This window comes from Mesorhizobium sp. B2-3-14 (genome assembly GCF_006442175.1).
Lineage (GTDB): Bacteria > Pseudomonadota > Alphaproteobacteria > Rhizobiales > Rhizobiaceae > Mesorhizobium > Mesorhizobium australicum.
In genome coordinates this window covers 23899-47871 of record NZ_VFVP01000015.1, presented here as the reverse complement: position 1 = coordinate 47871, position 23973 = coordinate 23899, and the positions used below count along the sequence as shown (strand labels likewise).

The 23973-nt window shown below is 58.7% G+C and carries 26 protein-coding genes and 1 pseudogene; 12 read left to right on the top strand and 15 right to left on the bottom strand.

Annotated elements, in window-relative coordinates; translation table 11 throughout:
* Both FJ950_RS27150 and FJ950_RS27145 read left to right on the top strand, forming a co-directional pair.
* Positions 1-1035 carry a succinylglutamate desuccinylase/aspartoacylase family protein gene (locus FJ950_RS27150; RefSeq protein WP_140619987.1) on the top strand — a complete coding sequence of 345 codons (1035 nt, stop codon included), beginning with the start codon at positions 1-3 and terminating at the stop codon, positions 1033-1035.
* Complete coding sequence (locus tag FJ950_RS27145; protein WP_140619985.1) at positions 1028-2194, top strand: pyridoxal-phosphate dependent enzyme; 1167 nt, start codon at positions 1028-1030, stop codon at positions 2192-2194. The genes FJ950_RS27150 and FJ950_RS27145 overlap by 8 nt, the downstream gene beginning before the upstream one ends.
* A gap of 445 nt (positions 2195-2639) precedes the next feature.
* On the opposite strand, the gene FJ950_RS27140 is transcribed toward FJ950_RS27145, so the two are convergent.
* The gene (locus FJ950_RS27140) at positions 2640-3449 is read right to left on the bottom strand and encodes an SDR family oxidoreductase (RefSeq protein WP_181171460.1); all 810 of its coding nucleotides are present in this window, start codon (positions 3447-3449) and stop codon (positions 2640-2642) included.
* 892 nt (positions 3450-4341) lie between these two features.
* Between FJ950_RS27140 and FJ950_RS27135 the strand changes: the two genes are divergently transcribed.
* The 3 genes from FJ950_RS27135 to FJ950_RS27125 all read left to right on the top strand — a co-directional run bounded on the left by FJ950_RS27135 (position 4342) and on the right by FJ950_RS27125 (position 6141).
* Positions 4342-4644: a hypothetical protein gene (locus FJ950_RS27135; protein WP_140619981.1), complete on the top strand. Its 303-nt coding sequence runs from the start codon at positions 4342-4344 to the stop codon at positions 4642-4644.
* A 116-nt stretch (positions 4645-4760) separates the two neighbouring features.
* Positions 4761-5111: a hypothetical protein gene (locus tag FJ950_RS27130; protein WP_140619979.1), complete on the top strand. Its 351-nt coding sequence runs from the start codon at positions 4761-4763 to the stop codon at positions 5109-5111.
* A gap of 589 nt (positions 5112-5700) precedes the next feature.
* Entirely contained in the window at positions 5701-6141 is a 441-nt protein-coding gene (locus FJ950_RS27125) for a MucR family transcriptional regulator (protein ID WP_224720327.1), read from the top strand.
* 12 nt (positions 6142-6153) lie between these two features.
* Here the strand turns inward: FJ950_RS27125 and FJ950_RS27120 are convergent, their stop codons facing one another.
* The 5 genes from FJ950_RS27120 to FJ950_RS27100 all read right to left on the bottom strand — a co-directional run bounded on the left by FJ950_RS27120 (position 6154) and on the right by FJ950_RS27100 (position 11265).
* Positions 6154-7491 carry an MmgE/PrpD family protein gene (locus FJ950_RS27120; protein ID WP_181171458.1) on the bottom strand — a complete coding sequence of 446 codons (1338 nt, stop codon included), beginning with the start codon at positions 7489-7491 and terminating at the stop codon, positions 6154-6156.
* A 77-nt stretch (positions 7492-7568) separates the two neighbouring features.
* A complete protein-coding gene (locus tag FJ950_RS27115) occupies positions 7569-8135 on the bottom strand; it encodes a GNAT family N-acetyltransferase (RefSeq protein ID WP_140619973.1) in 567 nt (188 codons plus the stop codon).
* A 207-nt stretch (positions 8136-8342) separates the two neighbouring features.
* The gene (locus FJ950_RS27110) at positions 8343-9413 is read right to left on the bottom strand and encodes a pyridoxal-phosphate dependent enzyme (protein ID WP_140619971.1); all 1071 of its coding nucleotides are present in this window, start codon (positions 9411-9413) and stop codon (positions 8343-8345) included.
* A gap of 27 nt (positions 9414-9440) precedes the next feature.
* Positions 9441-10298 (bottom strand): GHMP kinase, encoded by an 858-nt coding sequence (locus FJ950_RS27105; protein WP_246681382.1) that lies wholly within the window; start codon positions 10296-10298, stop codon positions 9441-9443.
* Positions 10299-10563: 265 nt separating this feature from the next.
* On the bottom strand, positions 10564-11265 hold the full coding sequence (locus FJ950_RS27100; RefSeq protein WP_140619967.1) for a response regulator transcription factor: 702 nt from the start codon (positions 11263-11265) through the stop codon (positions 10564-10566).
* Between the two features lie 326 nt (positions 11266-11591).
* Here FJ950_RS27100 and FJ950_RS27095 point away from each other — a divergent pair, with 326 nt between their 5' ends.
* Together FJ950_RS27095 and FJ950_RS29945 are read left to right on the top strand one after the other, a co-directional pair.
* Entirely contained in the window at positions 11592-12515 is a 924-nt protein-coding gene (locus FJ950_RS27095) for a nucleotidyltransferase and HEPN domain-containing protein (RefSeq protein WP_140619965.1), read from the top strand.
* A 217-nt stretch (positions 12516-12732) separates the two neighbouring features.
* A pseudogene (locus tag FJ950_RS29945) lies at positions 12733-12837 on the top strand (conjugal transfer protein TraD); the annotation flags it as partial.
* 52 nt (positions 12838-12889) lie between these two features.
* Here the strand turns inward: FJ950_RS29945 and FJ950_RS27085 are convergent.
* A complete protein-coding gene (locus FJ950_RS27085; RefSeq protein WP_246681381.1) occupies positions 12890-13489 on the bottom strand; it encodes a carbohydrate ABC transporter permease in 600 nt (199 codons plus the stop codon).
* Positions 13490-13948: 459 nt separating this feature from the next.
* Here FJ950_RS27085 and FJ950_RS27080 point away from each other — a divergent pair, with 459 nt between their 5' ends.
* Both FJ950_RS27080 and FJ950_RS27075 read left to right on the top strand, forming a co-directional pair.
* Positions 13949-14143 (top strand): hypothetical protein, encoded by a 195-nt coding sequence (locus FJ950_RS27080; RefSeq protein WP_140619963.1) that lies wholly within the window; start codon positions 13949-13951, stop codon positions 14141-14143.
* A 74-nt stretch (positions 14144-14217) separates the two neighbouring features.
* Positions 14218-14544, top strand: coding sequence for a hypothetical protein (locus tag FJ950_RS27075; protein WP_140619961.1), 327 nt, complete (start codon positions 14218-14220; stop codon positions 14542-14544).
* A 488-nt stretch (positions 14545-15032) separates the two neighbouring features.
* On the opposite strand, the gene FJ950_RS27070 is transcribed toward FJ950_RS27075, so the two are convergent.
* Together FJ950_RS27070 and FJ950_RS27065 are read right to left on the bottom strand one after the other, a co-directional pair.
* Complete coding sequence (locus tag FJ950_RS27070) at positions 15033-15458, bottom strand: hypothetical protein (RefSeq protein WP_140619959.1); 426 nt, start codon at positions 15456-15458, stop codon at positions 15033-15035.
* A 769-nt stretch (positions 15459-16227) separates the two neighbouring features.
* Positions 16228-16926: a hypothetical protein gene (locus FJ950_RS27065; protein ID WP_140619957.1), complete on the bottom strand. Its 699-nt coding sequence runs from the start codon at positions 16924-16926 to the stop codon at positions 16228-16230.
* A 560-nt stretch (positions 16927-17486) separates the two neighbouring features.
* Here FJ950_RS27065 and FJ950_RS27060 point away from each other — a divergent pair.
* The 3 genes from FJ950_RS27060 to FJ950_RS27055 all read left to right on the top strand — a co-directional run bounded on the left by FJ950_RS27060 (position 17487) and on the right by FJ950_RS27055 (position 18542).
* A complete protein-coding gene (locus FJ950_RS27060; protein WP_140619955.1) occupies positions 17487-17720 on the top strand; it encodes a hypothetical protein in 234 nt (77 codons plus the stop codon).
* Between the two features lie 207 nt (positions 17721-17927).
* Positions 17928-18101: a hypothetical protein gene (locus FJ950_RS29625; RefSeq protein ID WP_181171456.1), complete on the top strand. Its 174-nt coding sequence runs from the start codon at positions 17928-17930 to the stop codon at positions 18099-18101.
* 186 nt (positions 18102-18287) lie between these two features.
* Positions 18288-18542 carry a DUF3768 domain-containing protein gene (locus FJ950_RS27055; protein ID WP_246681380.1) on the top strand — a complete coding sequence of 85 codons (255 nt, stop codon included), beginning with the start codon at positions 18288-18290 and terminating at the stop codon, positions 18540-18542.
* Between the two features lie 310 nt (positions 18543-18852).
* Here the strand turns inward: FJ950_RS27055 and FJ950_RS27050 are convergent, their stop codons facing one another.
* The 6 genes from FJ950_RS27050 to FJ950_RS27025 form a co-directional block, all read right to left on the bottom strand.
* The gene (locus FJ950_RS27050; protein WP_140619951.1) at positions 18853-19581 is read right to left on the bottom strand and encodes a hypothetical protein; all 729 of its coding nucleotides are present in this window, start codon (positions 19579-19581) and stop codon (positions 18853-18855) included.
* A gap of 470 nt (positions 19582-20051) precedes the next feature.
* Positions 20052-20420, bottom strand: a complete 369-nt coding sequence (locus tag FJ950_RS27045; RefSeq protein ID WP_140619949.1) for a hypothetical protein — start codon at positions 20418-20420, stop codon at positions 20052-20054.
* Between the two features lie 88 nt (positions 20421-20508).
* On the bottom strand, positions 20509-21102 hold the full coding sequence (locus FJ950_RS27040) for a hypothetical protein (protein WP_140619948.1): 594 nt from the start codon (positions 21100-21102) through the stop codon (positions 20509-20511).
* Positions 21103-21115: 13 nt separating this feature from the next.
* Positions 21116-22036 carry a hypothetical protein gene (locus tag FJ950_RS27035; RefSeq protein WP_140619946.1) on the bottom strand — a complete coding sequence of 307 codons (921 nt, stop codon included), beginning with the start codon at positions 22034-22036 and terminating at the stop codon, positions 21116-21118.
* Positions 22033-22677 (bottom strand): hypothetical protein, encoded by a 645-nt coding sequence (locus tag FJ950_RS27030; RefSeq protein ID WP_140619944.1) that lies wholly within the window; start codon positions 22675-22677, stop codon positions 22033-22035. The genes FJ950_RS27035 and FJ950_RS27030 overlap by 4 nt, the downstream gene beginning before the upstream one ends.
* Before the next feature lie 554 nt (positions 22678-23231).
* On the bottom strand, positions 23232-23798 hold the full coding sequence (locus tag FJ950_RS27025; protein WP_140619942.1) for a hypothetical protein: 567 nt from the start codon (positions 23796-23798) through the stop codon (positions 23232-23234).
* Positions 23799-23973 lie beyond the last annotated feature (175 nt).

The following is a 23973-nucleotide window of genomic DNA, read 5'->3' as shown; positions in this document are numbered from 1 at the left end:
ATGGCCGCTGAGACACGGATCTGGACCCCGGTTGACTACGAGGCCGACGGCAAGCAGTCGGACTGTCTGAGGCTGCCGCATTCGACCGACCTGTCCGCTTACGGTTTCGTACCCATACCGCTGGTCTGCATTAAAAATAGCGGCGGTCCAACGGCGCTGCTCATCGCTGGCAATCATGGCGACGAGTATGAGGGCCAGATCGCCCTTTGCAAGCTCGCCCGCGAGATCCGCCGTGACCAGGTTTCGGGGCGGCTGATCATCCTTCCGGCGCTTAACTTTCCCGCCGTCGCCGCCGGCCGCCGGGTATCGCCGCTCGACCAAGGCAATCTCAATCGTACGTTTCCCGGCGATGCCGCCGGTTCGCCCACCCAGATGATCGCCCATTACGTGTGCGAGGTGTTGATCCCGATGGCCGACATCGTCGTTGATCTTCACTCTGGAGGGCGCTCACTCGATTATGTGCCGAGCGCGCTCGTGCGGCCGGGGCGGACCGCCGAGGAACATGAACAACTGCTGCGTCTATTGCGGCTGTTTGGCGCCCCCATAAGCTTTGTCAGCGATGGCACAGGGGGTGGCGGACTGACCACCCTGGCGGCGGCGGCGCAGGACAGGGGCGCGCTGGTTCTAACCACCGAGCTTGGCGGCGGTGCGACCTTGTCCAAAGAAGGTCTGGCGCTCGCCGAATCTGGATTAAAGCGCCTGCTGAAAGGCCACGGAATCTTGCGCGAGGTCGTCGTCCAACCGGCTCCGCCGACGCGGGTCATGACCGTCAAAGGCCATAGCGCCTTCGTCTACGCCCGCGAGCGTGGTATCTTCGAGCCGGCCGCCGATATCTGCGATGAGGTGGTCGGCGGCCAGCTTGCCGGCCACATTCACTTTCCCGACCTGCCGACGCGCGAACCCGAAACGCTGCTCTTCGAAAGCTCCGGACTTGTCGCGTGCCGCAGGGCGCCATCGCTTACCGAGCCCGGCGACTGCCTGTTCAAGGTGATGGCCGACCTGGACGCCCGACCAAATCGGCTGGCACATGCTTAGCTCGGAGCCTCGGCTCAATCCGCGCGTGAGTGGGATGCGCTGTATTCGCTGCCACGCCGTGTTTGCCGTGGCGGATTACTTCGAAGGTTGCCCGGCCTGTCTTGAACAGAACATGCCGGCAAGCCTGGCGATAGAGTATGAGGAATTCCCCTGCTGCCTCGAGCGGCCTTCTGAATGGCAGGTCTACCCGTCCTGTCCGACCTTGGGTGAGGGCAACACACCTCTGGTGGGGATGGACGAGCTTGCACATGAGGTCGGCGTCCGCGCGCTCCATGTCAAGAACGAGGGCACCAATCCAACCGGGTCGCACAAAGACCGCATGAGCCGGTTTGTCGTCCAGCGCGCGTTGCAGAGCGGCGCCTCGACGGTTGCCGCCGCCTCCAGCGGCAATGCCGGCGTGTCACTTGCCGCCTACGCGGCTCAGGCGGGGCTCGACTGCGTGATCGTCACCACGCCTGAGATGAACCCGAACTGGCGGCGAGCGATCGAAATGCACGGCGCGACCTTGCTGGCCGCGCAAACACCGCAACGCCGCTGGCAGGTGCTCGCCGATCGCGTCCGCGCCGGCGACTGGTATCCGGCCACCAACTTCATTGTTCCGGCAGTAGGCAGCAATCCGTTCGGGGTGGATGGCTACAGATCGCTTGCTTTCGAGCTGTTTCTTCAGCTTGGCGCCCAGACATGCAGCGACGTTGTCGTTCCGACATCGCGGGCGGATCTGCTTTGGGGCATCGCGCGCGGCTACCGCGATCTGCAAAGGTCCGGTCTCAGCGGCGAGCCGCCCCGCATCCATGCCGTCGAGCCCTTCGCACGCATATCAAGGGTACTTGCGGGCGCCGATTACCGCGGCCACTTCGAAGGTCATTCGGCTTTGACGTCGATCGGCGGATCGACGGTCACCTACCAGGCCGTTGAGGCGATTGCCGCGTGCGGGGGATCGGCAGTTGCCGTTGAGGAGGAACCGACCTACGACGACCAAGCGCGGCTGGCGCGCTACGGTCTTTATCTCGAACTGTCGAGCGCGGCAGCCTTGACCGGCTTGCGAAAGTTGGTCGCGCAGCGCACGGTCGGGCGGGAAGCCGCGGTCGTGCTGGTCGGCACTTCGAGCGGCGCTTCAGAATATCGCGCTTTTCCCAACGCCATTGCCTCTACAGACTAGTCTAGCAGAGCTTCGTTGCGGCTTGCGGTCACATCAGGGCATTTCCGCCTTATGCAGAACGCGCTAGACCAGCAACGGCGATGATCATCTTCAGCCTGCCCGCAGCCGATCGGGCTGTCTCGTCTGGGCCGCATTTGGTGTTCCGCGCCGAACGGCGGCTTGCGCCTATCCCGCCCGTTCACAGCGCAAGCTGAGCACCCTGTGGGTGAACGGCCGCGTCGGCGGCTGGCGGCACTTCCACCGGGCTCTGGTGCTCAAGTGGGACAGAACGGGCCCAGAACGGCCATTGGCGGTCAGTACCAATATACGCTAGAGGTTGGCGCCGGAGTTTCGCCGCGCTTGGCGCGGCAAACCGGTGCCCGTCCGCGTTGGGGACGCTCGGACCTGGGAACCGACCATGAGCCCAAGGAAGGGGCTGACACGTCAGCCAACCTGTCGCCTGGCATTAGCGATATCGAGGCGCTAGTTCAGCCCCGCGACCGGCATCGAACAGGGCGCGATTTGCGTCCCCGACAGCGGAGAGCTTACCCACTTGCTCCAGTGCCGGGATACAGATCGTGTCACCCTGCCGCAGGCCAGCCAAGGATGCGTTGACGACGTCACCCGGCTCCATCACCGGCACATTGGGCCTGAGGACCGGCTTGCCGTCGATATCATGGAATTCTGTCCTGACGACGGCGGGACAAAGCGCCTGGACGAGAATACCTTTGCCCTGCAGTTCAGCCGCGAGAAGCTCGCTGAACATCGTGATGAAGGCTTTGGTGGCGGCATAAACCGAGCGCTTCGGCATGAACGGGGATTTCAAGCTTCCACTGAAGCAGAGCAGGGAAGAGACATTGATGATGGCGCCTTCGCCGCGCGCAATCATCGCAGGAAGTGCCGCATGCGACAGACGCATGACCGCAGTTACCTGCACCGCAACCTCTTCCTGGGCGCGGTCGATCGAGAGGTCGACGAAGGGCATGTAAGTCTGGAACCCGGCATTGTTGACGAGTAGCGACACGTCCCCGGCCTGGATTCGCTGCTCCACCATGTCGAGGCCATGCGACTGCGCCAGATCGGCGACGATGATTTCCGCGGAGGCGCCAGCGGCCTTGATCTCGCGGGCTACCGACTCGAGCCGGTCCCGTCGGCGGGCGACGAGCACGATGTCGTAGCCGTCGCTGGCCAGGCGCTCGGCAAAAGCTTTGCCGATTCCTGAGGATGCGCCGGTAATGACAGCGACGCCCAAAGAACCCCCTGTGGAATTGGTCACGTCCGTCCTCCTAATGTCCCGTGCCGATGAATTGACCCTGATTGTCCAACACTACCGCTTGCGGTCGGTTTTGTACTGGCCAATCTCGTCCTGAGCTCAGAGCGATGCTGCTCCTTGAAGACAGGATAGGGCTTTCTAGCGCGGCCATGCCGACAGCCACACGTCCCGAGTACACACGGACCGCGCCTGACACCGCCCTTGATGAAGCCAAATCAAGTGTGGCATTCACACGGCCGTCGCACTGTCCGGGTTTCGTAGCTTTCGAGGAGGAAGGTTATGTTGTACCCTGGTCAGTGCTGGGGCCTTGCGAGATCGATATGCTCTCTCACGTGTGCCGTATTGTATTCACGAGAACCGCACGCCCCTTGACTCGCAGCAGGCCTAGCGCATCGCGTCACACCTGCTCAAGCTGTTTTATCAACGGTCTGATAACCGAAGAGGAACTGCTGGACGCTGAAAGGAGCCGGCCGGACGGCTAAAGCAGCCGCTCCAGCATTCGGAGCTCCGGTTCCCGGTCGACCGCGGGCTAGGTAGCGCTCAACCCCTGGGTGCACATCTGCTCAGTCTTCCCACTGTGGGCCATTCAGAAGGCCGCCGCGGTGGTGCTGCGGTGCACGCCAAGGCGCGGGACGAGGAGCTGGGCAACTTCCTGGCCGAGGTGCAGATGGCTCTCGGCCACAACGTTCCGGGGCGAGGCCAGGAGCGCACTTGTAGCTTCCGGTAAACCGAGACAGAGCGGATACTCACCTGGTGGGGGTAGAGAAAGCTCATGCCGCCCCGGCGGCCGACGCGTTTGTTGTCGCGCATAGATCAGCCTAGACCCCTGGTGCTGCGAAACGCAATATATTAGCAGTAGCTTGACGAAATGGTTGGCCGCTCCAGAGTCATAGTTATGGCAAAGGGCATCAAAATCGGCGACGAGGTCGTAATCACCGCCACCGTGCGCAAGCGGGTCACTGAGGACCGGGTGAGCGTTTCCATCCCCTCCTATGGCCAACCCCACTCGGTGATCGACCACACAACGAAGGTACAGAAGGGGCAGCATATCGAGTTGATTGGCAACGTCATCCACATCGACGAAAACAGCGTGACGGTGAACCTGGGCGCTCCAGTCACAGTCGACGCCGCTGTCGTCAGGCTGGTGAGCGCTTACAAGCCGCCAACCAGAAGGGCGCCGCTGGACAAGCCGACATGACGCCGGCCCGTTGTGCATCATCCTGGCTGCACTTGCCGCTGGTGGGATCTCCCAAACAGGGCCGGAGCTAAGCCATCCTCTCATCGTTAGGGCGGCCAACGTATAATGGATGGTCCATGATGCATGACGGCAAAGTCCTAGTGGTCGAAGACGAGCCTGTCATATCGCTTGACCTCGATTTCGCGCTGACCAACGCCGGCTTCAACGTCGTTGCTACCAGCAACGCCGCAGGCGTGATGAGCACCACTATGGAAGAAGACATACAAATGGCCAGAACTGGAGAAGCGCGAGCGCTTGGGCAGCATCGCAGCCCAGTTGGTCATCGTATCCGGCCCAACCAAGGGCGGCGCGTGAGCTGCGCGACGATGAAAACCTACCAGAGACCCATCCCGACCAAGCGTGAACGTTGGTCCGATGCTACGGCCGCGACTTCTTCGCCGATCACCGTCTCAGGCGCGATCGACTAACCGGAGCATCTGCCTTTCACCACCCGCCCGCTGGATCACGCCGGCGGGCTTTTTTGCTTGCGGCGGGAACCGATTGTATCGGCCCAAGTTCATTCGGTGGCGCCCCTCGACACCCCCCGGACAGGAGCGGCGGAGAGTTGGTCGAACAGCTTTCAAACAAAGCCCGCCACTGTCCCCTCAGTGGCGGGGTTTGGTATGTTTAGCGCGGCGAGGTGGACTTGAGTACCTACCTGAGACAGCGGCTCGCTGAAATCAAAGCTGCTCCCAACTTCGCAGGCGCCTGCGAGCTAAGCGCCGGGCTTCGCTAGGCTGGGTCTCCGCTGCCTCGCGGGGCTATGCATCGAGCGGGCATGCCGCCGGCACGCCGCTTAGTCAACGCCCAGATCACAAGTCGACCCCGGCGCGGTGCCTTTGGCACCTGGAATCGGTCGATATGCGCCGGCAGGTTTGTTCGTCTGATTGCCAGGCGGAAGTCTCGAATCCGCGTGCAGCGCATTTCATTGCTGATCCAAACCCATCAGAAGTCCGGTCGTTGCGCATCTTCGAATTCCGCAATAGGGAAGTCGAGGGGACAATACAGGAGTTACAATTGACCAATACCGAGAGCTTCGACCCGATAGGTCTGACGGCCGAGATCGTGGCCGCCTATGTCCAGAACAATCCGGTGCCGACCTCAGGCTTGCCTGATCTGATTGCCAGCGTGCATGCCGCGCTATTGAAGCTGGAGCAGCCGGAGATCGCCGCCAAACCAGCGCCGGCCGCTGCTGTAAACCCAAAGAAGTCGGTCTTTCCCGACTACATCGTCAGTTTGGAGGACGGCCGAAAATTCAGGTCGATGAAGCGTCATTTGGGTCTGCTTGGCATGACGCCCGATGAATACAGGGCCAAATGGGGCTTGGCCAAGGACTATCCGATGGTCGCGCCAAGCTATGCCGCCCAACGGTCCGCCTTGGCGAAATCGATCGGGCTCGGCCGCAAAGCCGCCCCGCCGCCCAAACCGGCGCGGGCGAAGCGGAAAGCGAATGCATAAGCGGCAGGGCGTTCACTGTTCGGCGCCTGGTTGAGGCGCCAGGCAAATGAGCAACGGAGCGATCTCTCCGTGCTTGAGCAAACCCACGGACCGGATGAGTTGATCGAGCTCGGCACGCGAAAGGATGTCGCGGCCGAGGTCGTGCAGCTTTTCGTCTAAGGCCAAGTCATCCATCGGGTTGTTGGCGTCGCCCAGCGGTAGGGGCACGTCAATGACGCGCTCGCGCGCTCCAGCAACCATGGTCACTCGCGCTGGCGTGCGCCGCGGAAAAATCCCGGCCAGGTCGTGGGGGTAGCGGATTTCGACTTTCGCCGCGAGCGCCACCACCTCCGGATCTATGAGCGAGCACGGACGCAAGGGGCGGAAGGCGGCCGCGCCGCGCAGTGCGGCCAATGCCGCGGCGAAAGGCACCGAAAACTGTCCGCCTTCGAGCGACTTCGGTGCGATTTCGTTGGGCAGTTTCCGCGCTTCTGGAAAGATATCCACGACGAGGCGGTCGATCGGCATCCCTGGATCACGATCCGCAACGAGCGCGAGCACGGCATCGATGACCGGGTGCGTATAGCGGCAGGCGGCGTAAGGTTTGAGGTAGGTCTCGGCGATTAGCCAGCGGCTGCCAAGGTCGGCGGTGAGGGCGCCGACATCATAGGCGTGGGCCCGGTCCAGCAAATCGATCGAGCCGGTCATGCCGGCCCCGGCCCGGTCGGCGGCGAAGACCGCCGAGACCGTCGACCACGGGCTGCTGCCCTTGACGGAGCTTGCCTGGCAATCGCCTTGCGGCAGGTTTTGCGGCGCTTCGGCGCCGGCTATCGCGAGTGCATGGGCGAGCTGGTCGACTTGCATGCCGCGCAGCCATCCGATGGCGGCCGCGACGCCGAAGCCAGCCCACTGGCCGCTGGCAAAGCTCATCGTATCGGTGAAGCGGCGGGCGGCGGCGATGCGCAAAGCAACATCATAGCCTAGCGCGGTCGCGGTGAGCACATCACGGCCATCGCTGCCCAGCCTTGCCGCTTCCATCAGCACGGCCGGGACGATGGCAGCACCCGGGTGACCCGCCGCAAGGCAATGGCCGTCATCAACGTCGAGCGAACTCGCGGCCGCGCAATTGGCAAACAGGGCGCCGAGCGGATGCAGGCCGGCCTCGGCGAACCAGGCATGTGCCGCACCTGCTCCAAAACAGGCTCTGGCGGCAATGCGCGACAGCCGCGCATTGTCCGTCGGCACACCGCCGAGGAGAGCCGCGATCGTATCGAGAATGGCGCGTTGGGTCTTCTCGATCACCATATCAGGCTGGTCCCGGCGCCCGGCATCACAGACAAAATCGGCGAACCGCTGCGTAGCGAACCGCATTGCTTCCTCCCTTTCGATAAGCATATACCTGGTATACCTGGATTGTCGAGATGAAAAGCCGGGACTCGAGGCGCCGCTCAGCCGTAGCCGGGTGGAATCCTCACCGTCAGAATGTTTTGATCGCCGATTGGGCCGTGGAGGATTTGACCAGTGTCGCTGAAACCCGCTTTGAGATAAGCCGATTTCGCCGCGGCATTGCGGATGTTGACGGCAAGCATCAGCTGCTTGACGCGGGGGCGTTTCCGCCGGACCCACGAGATCGCCAGATCCATTCCGGCGCGGCCGTATCCCCTACCTTGCAAGGTGCGACAAACGCGGAAACTGTGCAATGTGACCGCGTCCTTTGGCGCCCAGAGGGGCAATGCAAGTCTCTCGCGAAGAATGAAGAAGCCGACCGTCTTGTCGGCGGCGACAATGGCCAGGGGGTGCTCAAACTGCGGATAGCGGCTGTTTTGCAGTCCGTCAAAGACCACATCCACGTCGCCGGCGAACTGCTCCTGCTCAGGATCGAGCAGCAGCGTCTTGATGGCAGCCCGATCGCAGAGCGCCACGCGCTGCAGGCTGATCCCGTCCAGGCGCGACACGATCGACGAGGCTCGCGCATTCCCAATTGCCGTCGCGCCCGATGTCGATGGCGATCTCATGGGTTCGTCCTCGCTTCACATGGCCCGGTCAGCCGGCGATCATTGTCGCTGGATATCGATGGGGGCTAGTACGGCGCCGTTGCATCACAGGATTGCGCAGCTTGCGGCGGTATACAGGCCGGCGAGACCCGGAAGAGGTGGCGGACCGGCATGGCATGTGGGGCGCCGACCACACCCCGGCCATTGCATCACCGGCGCACGAAAGCCTCAGAACCCATTGCTTTGTCCGCCGCCCGGGTTAAGCCCATCACCGGCCCGCTCCAGGACTTGTTGCAGCGTCCTGCGCCTCCAGGAGAAGCGGGACCATGCTGACATCGGCTCGCTCGGCGCGGCCACAGTGATCGGGCAGGCAGGCAGTGGACTCGGCCAGCCAGCAATCGTTCCAAGCCATTGCTGGTCGTAGACAGTCTCGACATAGCGGTGGCCCTCGTCTGGAAAGAGCACGACCACCTTCTTGTCGGGATTGTTGTGAGACCACCATTCGGCAACCCTGTAAGCGGCGCCACTGGTCGGGCCCATGAAAAGCCCGTGCTGGCGATGAAGCTGATGGGTGGCTTGGAAGACCTCCACTGGCGTCAGCCAGTGGACCTCGTCGAACTGGCTGTGATCGACATTGGCGGGAAGGATGTTGCCGCCCAGACCGCTCAGGTTGAGCCTACCACTCGGCTGGCCAAACAGCACGCTGCCGGGCGTATCGACGCCTATCGCATGCAGATCGGGAAACAGCGTGCGCAGGTAATGCGATGTGCCGCTCATCGAACCACCCGATCCGACCGGGCCGACCAGGCAGTCCACCTTGCCGACCCTGTCGATCAACTTTTCGGCGACCTTGCCGTAGGAGAGCGCGTTGTCGCGATTGTCGTACTGCGAGGGCCAGTAGCTGCCGGGAATATCGCGCAGATACTCGTGCAGACGATCGAGGCGCGCTTGCTGCAGCCCGCCCGCAGGCGCTGGGCTGTCGACGATCGCCACCTCGGCGCCGAGTTCGATAAGGCGCCGATGAAGATGGCGATCGAGCGCCCAGTCGCTGACCAGGATCAACCTGTAGCCGTGCTGTACCGCCAGCATGGCGAGGGCAAGGCCAAAGGTTCCAGACGAGGATTCGCAGATTATCCCTCCCGGTCTCAACCGTCCCTGTTCGACGGCGCGTTCGAGCATGAAGCGAGCCGGTAGAAGCTTCATCAGGAAGAAAGAGGCGCTGAAGAGAGTGGCGCTGAGCGGAACGAGGCGAGGACCCTCGAATTCTTCCAGCCTGCGCATCAACATGTGGACAGACATCATGCTTCTCCCCGCGCCCCAAAGTGGTCAGTGACGGAAGATTGCCGGGTCGAAACCAGACCCTCTCAAAGCGTCCGCCGCGCCATCGATGTTTGCCGAGGCTTTTGGATCGAGCCCATCGAACATCAGTCCGACGACCGTGCCGCTATGGGCGACCTGGATGCCGACAGCATCGAAACGGCAGCCGATGGCTTCGATCTCGTCCAGACCGGGCTTTGGCAGGAAGCGCTCGTTGATGCGCGCGCTTGCCGTCGCAACTCGGCCAAGCATGCGGATATCCGCATGCTTGATGGCCGTGCGCAGCAGGCTGCGCAGCGGCCGGAAGGTCTCGATTTCCGAGGCATCGTAGCGCGCCGGCTGGTATTCGAGTGTGTCGACGGTCACATCCGGCGTTGTGTCGACGCTGATCAGATCGACAGGAGGCAGAGGTCTGCGGAAAGCTTCCAAGACGATCCCGTCACGGTGGGCGAACAGCACCGCCTGTTGTTTGAAGAGGGTGGAGTCACAGGCCGTCTCGGCGCTGACCGCGATGCGCATGACCTCGTCCGACGCCGCCTCGATCTCCAGCCACCCCAGCACAGCCTGGATGCTCGCAAGCACGTCGGCCGTGGACGATCCCATGCCGCGGCCGACCGGGACGTTGCTGTCTATGGCGAGATTCCCGCCGGTGCCCCTTTGGCCAAACCTTGCGATGGTCAATTCCGCGGCGCGCCTGGCTTTGTCGCACGATTCCGGCGTCACAGCCACGAGATCGCCGTCGCCTGCGCTGAACCTGGCCCTCGATTGCAGCTGACGACAGGGGAGCGAGACCAGCGCGCGCCGCAGCCGAGCGCCGTCGTCCTCGAACAGGCCCTGAACCAATTCGCCGTGGTGGCCGATGGCCACGCCAATTCCAGCTCCGTCCAGCATGAGACGACCCCTAAGAACAACGTATTAGATTATCCTGATGTAAACTCTGCCAGAGACTTTCATTTTAGGCGCCGGCGCGCAACAACAAACAAACTAAGCTTTTGTGCTATATACGTTACACCTTGTTTGTCTAGTATGTTAAGAGCATTAAGCCTAACCGATAAAGGAACACGGCGATCACTCCAAAGATATCGGGGTTACAGGCGGCGCATCAGCCGGGATGTGGAAGCTGCTGGGATGATCAGGACGGACTGCGTGCCAGCGCGTATCCGGCGAGCCTGACGGTTCGGATAGCGGCGTCCCCAGAACATTGGCTAAGCTGCTTTCGCAGCTGGGAGATGTGGACATCGACCGTGCGCGCGCCGACGCCGCGGTTGCGCGCCCAGGCAGCGCCGATCAATTCGGCACGGCTGAGCACCCTCTCCGGGTTCTCCAGCATGTGGCGCAGCAACTTGAACTCGATCGGCCCGAGCGCGATCTCCTTGCCGGCGCAGGAAACGCGATGGGTATCGAGCCGCATTTCGACATCGGCGTAAGCAAGGGGTCGGCCATCCTGCGTCGCTGGCTCTGGCGTCAGGCCGATGGCGAGCCGGGAGCGCAGGTCCTGGAGCAGCTTGGCTGGCGCGAAAGGCCTGACAAAACACTCGTCAATCCCTGACTGCAAGAGCTGGATGAGCTGCGCTTCCGCGCCCGCATGGACCAGGGCCACACACGGGAGGGCGCCCACCGCGGTATCCTGCTTGAGCCGGCTACTTTGTGCCGCCAAATGGTTGTCTGCCCTGCAGTCCAGCAACACCGCCGCGATGGGTTTTGCGCAGACGAGCGCCAACACGTCGTCGATGGAGGCGGCAAGCATGGGAGTAAAACCGTCGACCTCAAGAATGTGGCTCAGCAGAAGATAGAAGTCGGCATCCTGCGAGCAGATGGCGATCAATGGCTTCATGAGGCCACCCAGTCTTTCGCCCGCGATACAGAGCAGTTTGGCAGATCGAATCCGGCGTGCCGGGGGGCAGGATGGCAGATTGGGTCGGCGATGGCAATAACTCCGGATCAAAGCTCATGCCCGTGTTCGCCGCTTCGACGTCAGAAGCTTGCGAACCGGCCTCAAACTCTCACTCAATCGTTCCACATAGACTTGGCGAAGGGCATTTTCTCATGCTAGATTCTGGTGATCCGATGCACGCGCCATAGTCTTTTCGATATGACGAAGCCTGCTATAACCAGCGCGTCGCCGCGCGCCAGCATTCACCAAACCATGAACAGACCAGGATGAAAACCAGCATCGACCACTTGCCGGAGCACAAGCAGGAGGAGCTCGCCCGCGTGGTCGAGATCCTGCATGCCGAGTTCGAGGACGCGCTGGCGGAGAGCACCGCCGAATGGAAGAAGAGCGGCCGCATCCTGAAGATCATCCTGTTCGGCTCCTATGCCCGCGGCGACTGGGTCGATGAGCCGCTGACGATGAAGGGGTATCGCAGCGATTTCGATCTGTTGGTGATCGTCAACAACAACAAGCTGTCCGACTTCGCCTACTGGTACAAGGCCAAGGACCGGCTGGAGCGCGACCGCGCCATCAAGACGCCGACCAGCTTCATCGTCCACAGCCGCCGCTTCGTGAACACGGCGCTGCGACAGGGGCAGTATTTTTTCACGGACATCCACCGCCAGGGCATCGTCCTCTACGAACTCGACGAAGAGCCTCTGGCACAACCGAAACCGCTTACGCCGAAGGCAGCGTACCTGACCACGGAAGAAAATTTCCGAGACAGGGCTCCAGGCGCCAAGCAGTGGCTCGAGACTTTCGCTTTTCAGCTCGATAGGTCGCGCACAGACGGCGCATGGAGAAAAGCGGCCGCATTCACACTTCATCAAGCCATTGAACATACCTATGCAACGCTGCTGCTGGTACTCACAAACTACAGTCCGCCGTCCCACAAACTTACATTTCTGCGCGCTTTGGCTGAAGACCAAGATCGACGGCTGTCTGAAGCTTGGCCTCGGGATCAACAGCGACATCGCGCTTGGTTCAACACGCTGAACGAAGCGTATGTGAAAGCTCGCTACTCGAAACATTACGTCATCAGCGACGAGGCGCTCGTCTGGTTAGGTGAGCGCACAGCGGAGCTGCACAAGCGCACGGAGGAAATCTGCGTTGAGTATCTAGCGCGAATGAAGGACGCAGCAGGCGTTTAAAGGCCTTTGAGACCACGAACGGGAGCCCTGCAACATCCTCGCGTGAGCCCGATTGATTTGATGGCGCAATGCGGATCTAGGACGGTGGCGAACGCCCCTCGTTGCTACCATTCAGTTCAGAAAGGCCCGGTGTCGCGGCCGAGCCGGTTCGACCAAGTTACGATCAACTTGTCTCCCGCCGAAGGACGTCGATGACTTTTGCCAGCCCGGCTGGGCCATCGGCGCATTGCTCCGGATGGCTGACAAGCTCAAAAGCGATCAGGGTGAACAGGCCCTCAAGCTAAGGGCCGCAAAGGGAAAGCCGGCATTCGAGAATGAATGAAGCACCAGCATTGCCAAATGACACGGCCCTTTCGGCGGCCTGTTGAGCGCACCTACCCCTTGATCGCCGAGCCGACGATGGAATCGACGAAGAAGCGCTGCAGCAGGACGAACAGAATGAGCGGCGGCAACACGGCGAGGGTCGCGCCGGCCATCACCAGCCCAGTGTTCACCGCGCCTCTGTTGTAGCTGAGTAGTCGGCTGAGGCTGATGACGATCGGGTAGGCGTCGGCATTGCCCTGCAGCACGGTCAGTGGCCACAGATAACTGTTCCAGTGATAGACGAAGGCGAACAAAGCGAGCGCCGCGATCGCCGGTGCGACACTGGGCGCGACGATCTTGTAGAGGATCAGCAGTTCCGAGGCGCCGTCCATCCGTGCGGCGTCGATCAACTCGTCGGGTACGCCCGATATGAACTGGCGCATCAGGAAGATGCCGAACGCATTGGCGAGGTTGGGCACGATGATGCCGGCCAGGCTGGCATTGAGGCCCGTCGAGCCGAGGACTTCGCCGCGAAGTACCTGGTCCTGTCTGGCTTCGGCGCTGGTGCGCTCTATGGCTTCGAAGAGGCCTTCGCCGATGAGGCGGCAAGGCTGCTCGGCACGACGGTCCCCGCTCTGAAGAGAGAACCCGCATGAGCAACGCCCCGACACGACGTGCCGTCCTGATCGGCGCAATGGCCTCTGTTCCGGTCGTAGCCGGCGCTGCAGCGGCTTCCATCATGCCAGCCCCCTCGCTACCTTGTTGGCGGCGCCCACCCTCCCTAGAAGGCGCAGGTGGGACGATGTCGAGGCTCAGTTGGATGAGTTTCCCCCTCACATCGCCGCATGCCTGCGAGAGCAAGTCTACACGATGATCGAATACGTCGGGGAGATGCATCGCCGCGGCGCCGACGTGGCCGAGGTCAAAGCTTGGCTCGCCAACACCCGCGAATTTTGCATTGCCGGGGACGAGGTGGCGATATGAACGCGCGCGTGAAGACCGCCCTCAACCCAAGTATATCCCGGCTCGGAACCTGTCGACGAGGTTGACCACGCGCTCGACCTGACCGCCTGGCGCGGCTGGCTATCTGCGCGCATGAGGCAGATCCGACCAACGTGTCGGATCAGAATATGGCGTCGATCGGCTACGTGCTGATCTATGCGACGGATATCCTCAAGCCGGTCCGCGAAATGCTCAACCGCGGCGTCTCGGCTGACGAAAGCAAGGCAGTTCACGCTGAGCCTGATCATTCCGTGAGCGAAACGATCGGAAGGCCCGGCGGCTTTGGCTTCTGGGCCTTTTTTGGTCGGCAAGCTGGCCATTAGTCAGGGAACTATTCCCGCATCGGCGACGTTTTGTTGGTAGCTAGAAGTTGGGCCCAATCAGCGAGGACTTGATCATGAAGTTCCTGTCCAGCATGGCGGCCGGCCTGATATCAACTGTAGCGTTATCAAGCGCTGTTCCAGTTGATGCCGCACCAATCTTCGTACCTCAGGCGCAAAGCGCCCAGTCCGGCGTGATTCAAATTCGAGACGGCGCTAGATGGCGCCACCACTGGGGAGGCGGCAATTATGGGCGATACAGGGGTTACTATGGCCACGGCTACTATCGGCCGGGATACGGCGGTTATGACGACGACCTATTTCCAGGACTCATCGCCGGAGCATTGATCGGAAGCTACTTCGGCGGCGGCTACTACGGTGGTGGCTATTATGCCGACCCCTAATACGGCGGTGGGTACTACCGCCCTGTTTATTATCACAGGTACTATTACCACCACAGGCATCACCACCACTACCGGCATCACCACCGTAGGCACCGTTACCGCTACTGAAATACAACACTCTGCCCGGCCCGCTGCCTCACGGTGGCGGGCATTTTCATGTCGCGTTCCATATCGCGTCGAGTCGCCGCACATCAGTGAAAATGGCCGAAAACTGCGGCATATCAGTTGCAACATGGACGCAACATGCAGCGGCCGGAAACCTATCCTAAGTACTTGAAAAGGTTGGTGCCCAGAGGCGGAATGGGCAGAATGCAGAAAAAAACGAGCAAAATCAATTGCCGAGCCAGCCCCGAATTGCGGCCTGTGTAACACCGATGTGGGGTAAAGTCGAATCGATGTCGTTGACTGTCTCTAGACTGCAGGCCGAAAGGATGAGGTCCCCTCACTGGGAGGGAAGCGTTTCGAGAAGCATCAGATTTTCTCAGGTGTTAAGCAAACCGCGTATTGCGGTCAGGGCTTCCCACAGCCTTCACTCGATTAGGACCTAGCATCTCCACCGACTTCAACTTTCCCAAATGGGACTGCCAACCCTTATCGTCACGTTGGGCCTTATCGAAGCCGAGGATAAGAAGCCGAGGTCTGCCGTCAATGATTGGCGGCGAGGAATTTTCGGCGATGCTGATCACCAGCGGATCAATTTGGTCTGTGAAGCAATCCCCTGCGACATGCTTTCGCATGGCGGATATTCTCACCAAAGCTCGAGCGACATTGAGATATCCTGCAGCCAATGAAGTGGCGTTCGCAGACAAAGCCGTCTCATAATCTGCAATTTGTTGAAGCACTGCAGGTCGTGCGTCGCCGAGCGCCCGCAGATCTCCATTCGAGAAATGCTTCGCCTCATAGAAAGTTATCACGGGGCCTTCCGTCGAGCTACGAACCACCGCAGCATCCAACCGATCCTGTCGCCTTGCGCTGGAGGTGCTAGGATTTTCTCTCCTTCCTCGTCGTCTTTCTCGGCTTCTGCCGCCCGAACGAGTGCAATTTCAGCATCGATCACCCTTGGATCGTTGACCAGCATGGGATGCAGGCCAGTCTTTTCCCATCCTGCGAGTTTTTTCGCAGCCCTCATCATCGAATCAAGTGTTTCAGGTCCTCCATAGGTTCGCCAAAAAAAGCTTATCCGTGGTGATCTCAAACCCAGTATCGGTTAAGCGATATAATTTTGTTCCTGCCTAACGAGATATTTGGCATGTGTAGATATTGATACGGCTCGGCCGTTCCAATCGACCTTGAAGATCGACGCCCCGTGGTTATAGACATTAATCGAATTTCGGCGAACGGCTATGACGATATCAGGTCTCCCTAATACGTCCTGCCACCAATTCCCCGAAGGTGACTTAGCCAGCTCGTCAAGTGATCGAAGGAATTCCTCATCGAGATGTCGATGAGGCTTGGTTGCATTCATTTGATCCCCCATTGATATAGAATGTTCTCAGATTTTAACCCAATTCCCGTCTGGCGAGAGTTGGACATTGACGAACATTTCTCCGAAATGGCTCGGAAAGATGTATGAATGGGAACTAGCCGTACTGGATGCACCGCTGCGGCGTCCTGTTGCAATGCCTCAATATCAGCGTGGCCTGAAGTGTGGAATGCAGAAACTTCGTGGGCGGTTCGCCGACCTCAGCTCAGGGCCTTGCCCACGGCTCTCCAATCAGCCGAGACAGCCGCAACGCGCTCTGAATGAGTTGCACTTGGCAGTCGGCCGTTGATCCCGAGTTGACCGGGGTGTGCGAGCGCAAAGATCGACAATTGACCGTGCCTAACCGGCTTTCTGGCGTTCATATGCAGCCGCCAGTCAGCGGAACTTCCGAGCCAGCCCATTACGCCTTCGAACGCAGGCTTTCCAAGACAAGCTACAACTCTCAGCTTCCGCATATTCTCGATGACGAACTGGAATACCGGAGCCGACGCCCTGACCCCATTAGTTGGCGATACATTCCCTTCCTTGAGGAAGAATGAGGCGTTGCCGTAAAGCACCCCGCTGTCGAACGATTTCCTGCCTGCGAGGTCAACGTTCCTGCCGATGCTGTTCAGATGGCGGCAAATGTTTTCGTTGGTGATCATTCCGATGCCATAACGGCCATCTCCGTCGTTATGACGCCAAGCGCCTTTCGAGCCATGCTTTTTCAGAACGGCTCGCACCTCGTCGGCGGGCGCGAAATCTTGCGCCAATAGCAATAGATCCCCGTTCCAATCTCCGCATAGTGTTTCCGTACCAAACAGGTTCGGGCCATCTATTCCGATCTGTAGCGGGTTGACGAAGTTCAGTGGCGGCTTCAGCCGACGGATGTTGTCGGGGATCGAAGGTGTTTTAAACATGAGGCTCACTCCCTTTGCCCCACGTTTCTTCAGTGGCTGTGGGGTGCAATTTACTAAGAAAAACTGATTTGATACGCAAGAAAATCTGCGTGTAAAAACTGACAGATGGAATTGGCGAGCAAATTCAATGCGATGAAGAAGCCAGAGGAATCGGCCAAAGAGCCATTTTACTGGCAGGTTTTCGGAAAACTTGAATCTGACTTTTCGAGAAAGGCCGCAGATTCATAGGGCCTACGTTGGGCGCGGCCTGGAATTGATAGGGGCAAGAAATTGGCGCGTCGCCGCTGGAAACGCGCTGATATCATCGGGCGAGCGGTTAGCCTTATCCTCGACTACCAACGCGCCAGAGCTAAATGGCTGATTTTACTGAGATTCTTGACATAGGAAAATAATCCTGTTATGCTGGCTGCGGCGAGTTGCGTCGCTAACGCGGCTGGGCCAGGACCTAACAGGAGTTCGAATATGCCTTTGACAGATCGACCCGACACGCCGTGTCGGCTCCGCTCAAATCACACCGTAAGGGCCCCTCTGGGCCCTTTGTCATATCAGGAGGTAAGACTATGAATGTCGCCTCCGAAACAACTCGCTCGCTGATCGTGTTCGGCCGCGACGAGACACGCAAGCCCCACGCGTCGGTGTTCCTGTTGCCGCAAGTCGAAGCGGCTGAGAGCGCTGCAAGACTTATGGGGATGCATTCGCACCGCGTTGAGCCCGGTGAAGCACCCGAGATCGTCATGCGCCTTCCGGCTGGCAAGTTGTTCGATAGCGGCAAGGCTTTCGTGCCGTTCGTCTAATCGGAAGTCTATGCCCGTATCGCGGCCCTAGCGGGCGTCGCTGACGAGCGCGACGGTGGGCCGGGCGATGACAAGGCCGCCGACACCCCCGAAAACGCCTCAGCGGGCTCGCCTGAGGCCGCGGCGGGCCATGGCGGGGGCGACGGTGGCGGCGGTGCCGCTGGCGCTAACGGTGGCGACCCTTGGGCAAAGCTGGCCGTCGGCGACATGGTGCTGGCGTCAGAGGGTCCCGACGAGGGATATTTCGAGGCCCGGATCATGAAGGCGAAAGCCAAGGGCATCTTTACGCTGAAATTCAGGGACTATCCGGATGCCCCGCAGGTAGACCGCAGCTACTACCAGCTCGGCCTGATCCACCCCCGCCAGCTGGCGAAGAAATAAGCGGCCTTGCAAACGGGCCGGGTTCGTCCCGGCCCACCCCCCTCAATCACACGTTCCATTCGAAGGACCCACCCAATGACATGCTCAACAGAGCGCGTCGGTCGGCAGTCGGCCGCTGATCGAACCGCGCGTATCAGGACCCTAAACGACCAGCTCCGCCAGACCGGTGCTGGCGGGCGCATGGTTATGACCGCCGGAGTCGCCGCACTGCCTGCCCAAGAGATCGGCGCTATCATGCTGGCCATCGCCGCCTTCGACACGTTCGACGAGAACAACGATCCCTATGACACCCATGACTGCGCTCTGCTGTACGTCGGTGAGCGGCAGCTGCTGTGGAAAATCGACTGCTACGACCGCTCGTTGGAGAATCTATCGCCAGATGCCACTGACCCGGCCGTCACCATCCGAGTTATGACGGTCATGCTGCCGGAGGAGTACTGATGTTCTCCCCTGCACAGGGCACAGGAGCCTCGGCCCTTGCGCACGATAATCCTTCAGGCGCAGGGAATACTCGGCCCGACGTAGGCGAGCGAACACAAGTTTTGGGAGCAATACACGGCGGTTACGGACTTGGCTCCAAGATAGACACAACACAACTCGTCGCCATTGCAACGTCTTCTCAGTGTCCACAATGGCACTGCCTCTATGTGTTTATCAAATGCAGGCTGCCATCCAGCCGCAATGGCATCGCGTTCCGTCTCGGGCACCGAGACACTATGTTCGACGCAGATAAAGCCCATCGTGACCCTCCCTATTTGTTGACAACGCTCCTAAGTCGTTCCGTAGCAAACGCTTCACTAAGGGCTGGAGACGGCGTCGACAGCAACTTCTTCCCCTCCAACACAGCAGGGCCCATCGTAATAAGCAATTCATCTGTCCTTGTTCGTGTTGCGCTGACGAACGTACCACTAGGATTCACATTTACTCTCACAATCTTCAAGGAGGGGTTAGCATTGGCCCCAGCCTCCACCTCGAAGGTAACATGATGGGTGATGGTGTCCCAGGTTCCACCGCTTGCGATGGATTCAGATAGCGTATACATCCCGTCCCATGTTTCTAATCCAGATTCCAACGTCTGGTGTATGCGAAGATTACCGGCAATAGGCTCATTCTCGTGAACTGCACAGGGAATAAACGTGCCGTCGGATTTCCTCTTGTGAGGATCGCCAAGCAATTCTCGGAACGGAATGAAGTATGTCATCGTCATTTCGCGAGTGGCATCGGCTCCGAGGTGCCCGCCTGCGCTGAAAGTGAATAATCCAGCGCTGTTTACAAAGGATACATCTGGATCGAGCGAGCTTTTATCATCTGCTTTGATGGTTAGGGCTATCGACGCTCCCCAATTCAGTAGCAATGCGCGCTTTGGATCTTTGGGGCTGTATTCCAGTTGTACGGCTTGGCCCAATTCGCAACGGACGTGATTAGCTATGAGCCTCACGAATTGATTAAAATCGCCACCCTCCGCGTGCCTCAAATCCATTACAGGCAGAGTTGTTCCACATCCGCCTAGAATGCTCGCCATCACAACGGGTAACAAAACTGTGCGATTTGGCTTCTCACCTCTTTTGCCTCCCCGTTGTTTTCTTATCAAAGCTCGTCAGCCCAGTCTAACGTTAGCAAGCCTAGGCAGACACCTGTATGCGCTGATGCCGCGACGAGTACGGCTGGATCCGCTGATGCAAGACGAGTCCAACTTCTTTACCTATGCCAGTCGCTACAAATTATGCCCGCGATGAAAAGAGCAATGTTCGCAGGAGGAAAGGGGCATCTGATACATCAACGGCTTTCACTGCTCCAAAGCCAGAGAAATCATAGCTCCGCCCCGTAACTGGACCGCGGTAGATGAAGTGCCCCTCTTTCAAAAAGGACAGATTTACCGTGTGAGCTATCGTCACCGCGCCCGTCCAATCGCTGTTGGCCCGATGCTTATCCAAGCTCCTGCGCGGTTGGTTAGCTATCGGAGTCGGAAGCGTCCGTCTGCAACAACTCATCGGTATAACTCCTTGGCATGGCAATTTCCTGGACAATTACCGGATTGCTAACAACCCGCTCCAACAACATCGAAAATCCCGACAATGCCGGGATAACGACAGCCAGCGACCAACCAACTCCGCCCACAAACACCGAGAATAAGACTGACATCCAGACACTCACGCACGAGAAACAGTCAAAGCCCACACCGATTGTCTTGCCCCAGTTCGAATGTCGAAGAATCTCCACTGCCCGAAACGGACCCTTCTCGTTCGCAACAAAATGAGACATTCGCCAAACAGCGAGCCCGGCTAAGATAAAACGTCCTGCAAGCTCAAGAAATTCCATTCAATCACCGCCTGCCTCCCTGTTGTCGACCGCAATTCGAACGAGCAAAGGCAAAAGTCGTCTTCGGGCAACCAGAAAATCGCATGTTCTACATATTATAGATAGCGACATCGGTCCCCGTATCGACATCCCAAAATACGGTATCTCCTACATAGATCTGCACCGGGGAAGGATTGGGGGCCTGCCCGGTTCGCAGCGTCACTACATAGGACTGACCGGCTCCAGGATTTGGGCTATTGACCTGAACCATCCCACTTTCAATGCCGCCCCCTGCTCCAGACACGGTGTAGCTGTAGTTGCCAGGAAGCATGAAAAGGTGACTGTATGCGTCCTCTGGGCCTAGACGCTGGCTATCGAAGCTATCTAACCCGCCGCCCGTCTGGCCGTTATCGCCCGTGATTGACATGACCGGAATGCCTGCGTCAGGTGTTACGTTGTGCCAGAGCAAATGATCTCCAACAAAGATTTGCAACGGAAACGCAGGGCTCACTACTACGAATGATCCGCTCTGAAACGCAAGTTGTATGGGATACTGAAGGGGCGTATAGCCACCCGGAGCAGCCAGAACGTCAATAACATAGTCCTCCTTGACGAAGACACCCCAGTTGTATCTCCCAACATTTGTAAAACGATGATAGTAACCGTCAAAGTGTGTTAGCGACTGCGAGTTAAAAACGTCCATCTCCGTGGCCCCTTTATGCAAACGCGATCGCGATTTGAATCTCTGGATCGACGATTCTGGTTGAAACAGATGCAATGGTCAGATCGACCTCGCCGTCCCCTTCATCGCCAGCAGGAAGTATAACCTGCCTAGAAGGGAGACTAGCGATTTTGAATGGAATTGTCGGCGAGAAAAGATCGATTAAAATAATCATTTGTCTTACTAAGGCAGCAATAGCGTTAAGGACTCCAACAATTATACCGCGAAGCGCGTTTATCACGCTATCCAAAAGCCCGGCGATAAGGTTGCCGATAAGCGGTATCCCACCTAATGTGCGGTGAACGAACTCCCTGACCCGATCTATTATCGCGTTGATGGTTGGCGTGAGATCAATCTGAAGGGACAATGGAAAGACTTTCAAAATTACGTCCCAGTTGTCCCCCGATTGCGCCACCGCGAGTTGGAAGAATGCTGACAAATTAACCTTCAAAATAGGTATCGGAACCGTTACGGATATCGACGGCCATGTTACACATGCCTGCGGCGTGCATATGTCCCCCCACAGAGTGTGCACGCAATACCGTACAGGAGGGATGCATATGCGGGGAAGAACGTTGCCAAGATTTAGCCCAAGCCTCAGATCCACCTGACCCCATACGGAGACATCTTCCAAGTTTATTTGCTGTCCCAGATCAACTAAAACAATCTTTCCGCCGTCAACATTCAAATTGACGTCGTACCCGGCTTCGAACGGACCCCATCTTCCAGATCCGTGTGCCGTTATCGGGTGATCCACTGCTTGCCGGACCAAAGCCGTGAGCGCAGCCTCGCTTACTGCGAGTGTCGCGTCCGCCGGGCCTGCGGCGGCCAGAGCCGCTGCGCTGGCTCGTACGTTCAGAATTTCCGTTCGCTTCACGAATGTAGATGATCGCGGCGTCCGCGCTACCTGTTTCATACTAGGCCTCCCCAAACTTTCAGTTGACCGGGCGGTGTGCCCGTAGGCTCCCCATCGATTTCCGGGCCACGAGCCACCGCAATTGGAAGCGCTCCTTGTGCAAGAGATTTTGCTGGAAATTGCGTTTTAGAAAGAAGGCCGTTGAGGATTGCCTGAAATACGTATTCGAGAAGCGCCGACAGACCACCTGCACCCGAGACTTGAACTTGGTCTACATTCAAGGAGATCATCAGGTCCGCCCCGATTTTTCTAGTCTCCGGATGTCCCACCGCCCAGATGTCTAGCGGAGCGCATATTGCCGTTGGCGTAGCAACAGAGCCCGACAAAACGCATAGAGTTGCCTGCAGCATCAGACCAAATTGATTTAAAGCGATCGGCAGCGGCGTCGGGGGAGCGGGGGAGAACTGATCAGGGTAAAAACGCACTTGCGGTGTTGCAAGTATCATTGAATAGTCGATATTTTGATTTGTTCCAGGAACCGGAATTGGAGGAATAATAGTTATATCTGATGTGGGTATGTTCCCGCGAAGGCTACTATATTTAAAATAATGTGGCCTCGCACGCGCAATGGACTCTAGGAATTTCTGTATTCCACGGTCTGAAATTGCTGCGTAAACGTCGTAACCGTTAGTGAGCGACATTGCGCTTTCCCCCTGATAGGTTCAGCTCGACCGGCTCTATGCCCCTGTTTTGGTGCGCACGGACTTGTGGTCGCCGCATTTAAGCAGCGCCCAGCTATTCGGTTCGAAGTCCTCAGTATTCAATCCACGCAGACGAGCATGGATCCGCGTCGGAACCTCGATGTTTTATGGCTGCTAAAGTAGCAAAGGATAATGAAGCACCGAATTGTGGACGTCAAGTCCATTATTGTAGGCAGGAGCGAAGCAAAGACATTGGAGAGAGCATGGTCACTGGTCGAGGTGGCGAGAACCAATTTGATCACGACATCGTCGAGGAATAACAATCGGATGCCGCCCCCAGTTTAATTGCGGCTGCCTTTTGCCGAGTGCTTGCCGCAGCCTCCTCAACGCCGGAATTGCCGAAGATGATGAAAGACTTGCGCCTGATTAGTGGCCCCCACTTTCAGTCGTGGCGCGGGCAGCCTGCCCATCCTTGCTGTCAACTATCTCCTAGAGCGATTTCGACAGATAGGTCGTTTGAGCACACGTCGGGTCAGACTGACGCATTGGCACAATCACAAGACAATCAGCTCTGCGATATCGTCAATTGGCCCGATGTTGATGTCCAGCGGATCTAGGCGCGGCCTCGCGGGTTGAGGAAGCCAGCAAAATCGGTACTCATCCTGATAGGTGTATCCGAAGGGCTTGCTGAGAGGCACAAAAATCTTCGAGGTATTCGGCAACAGCGGATCAACATAGATAGCTGCTCCTGCCCTCGTGGCTGCGTCACCTGTTGCATCGCGCGCCCCTTCGATTAGGCGCTCGCGGAATTCATGACGGTTTCGAATAAGGACGCAGGCCTCTGCCTCAAAGTCTACAACGAGTCTCGGCTCAACCGATTGCGTTACGCAGTACATCCAAAAATCTGCCGAGGATGAAAATTCGATGTCAAGACGATGTTCCGCCACCGACTCAGGAACGTCCTGCGGATTGGCCACTAGGGCTTTCAACTGTTCCTTCGTCAGGGAAAACGACAGCGGTAAAGTCAATTCGTCATCGCGAACAGCTTGATTTAGCTCGGGACGTGAGAAGAAGCTCGCAGGTTGCAACCTAAGCTTACCAAGATTGAGCAGATCCTCCATGTAAATTCGCCTCCCGAGTTTCAGAAAGACCGAACCCCGAAGGAGACCCAAGGACGAAAGTCGAGACGCTGCCTTGGCCGCGAGTTCTGACGCGTAGTTTGGCAGGGGTTCAGAATGCAGGACGTCTCGATCAAATCCGTTGGGGTAAGGTCCATAGCGAAAGACCATCTCCTCA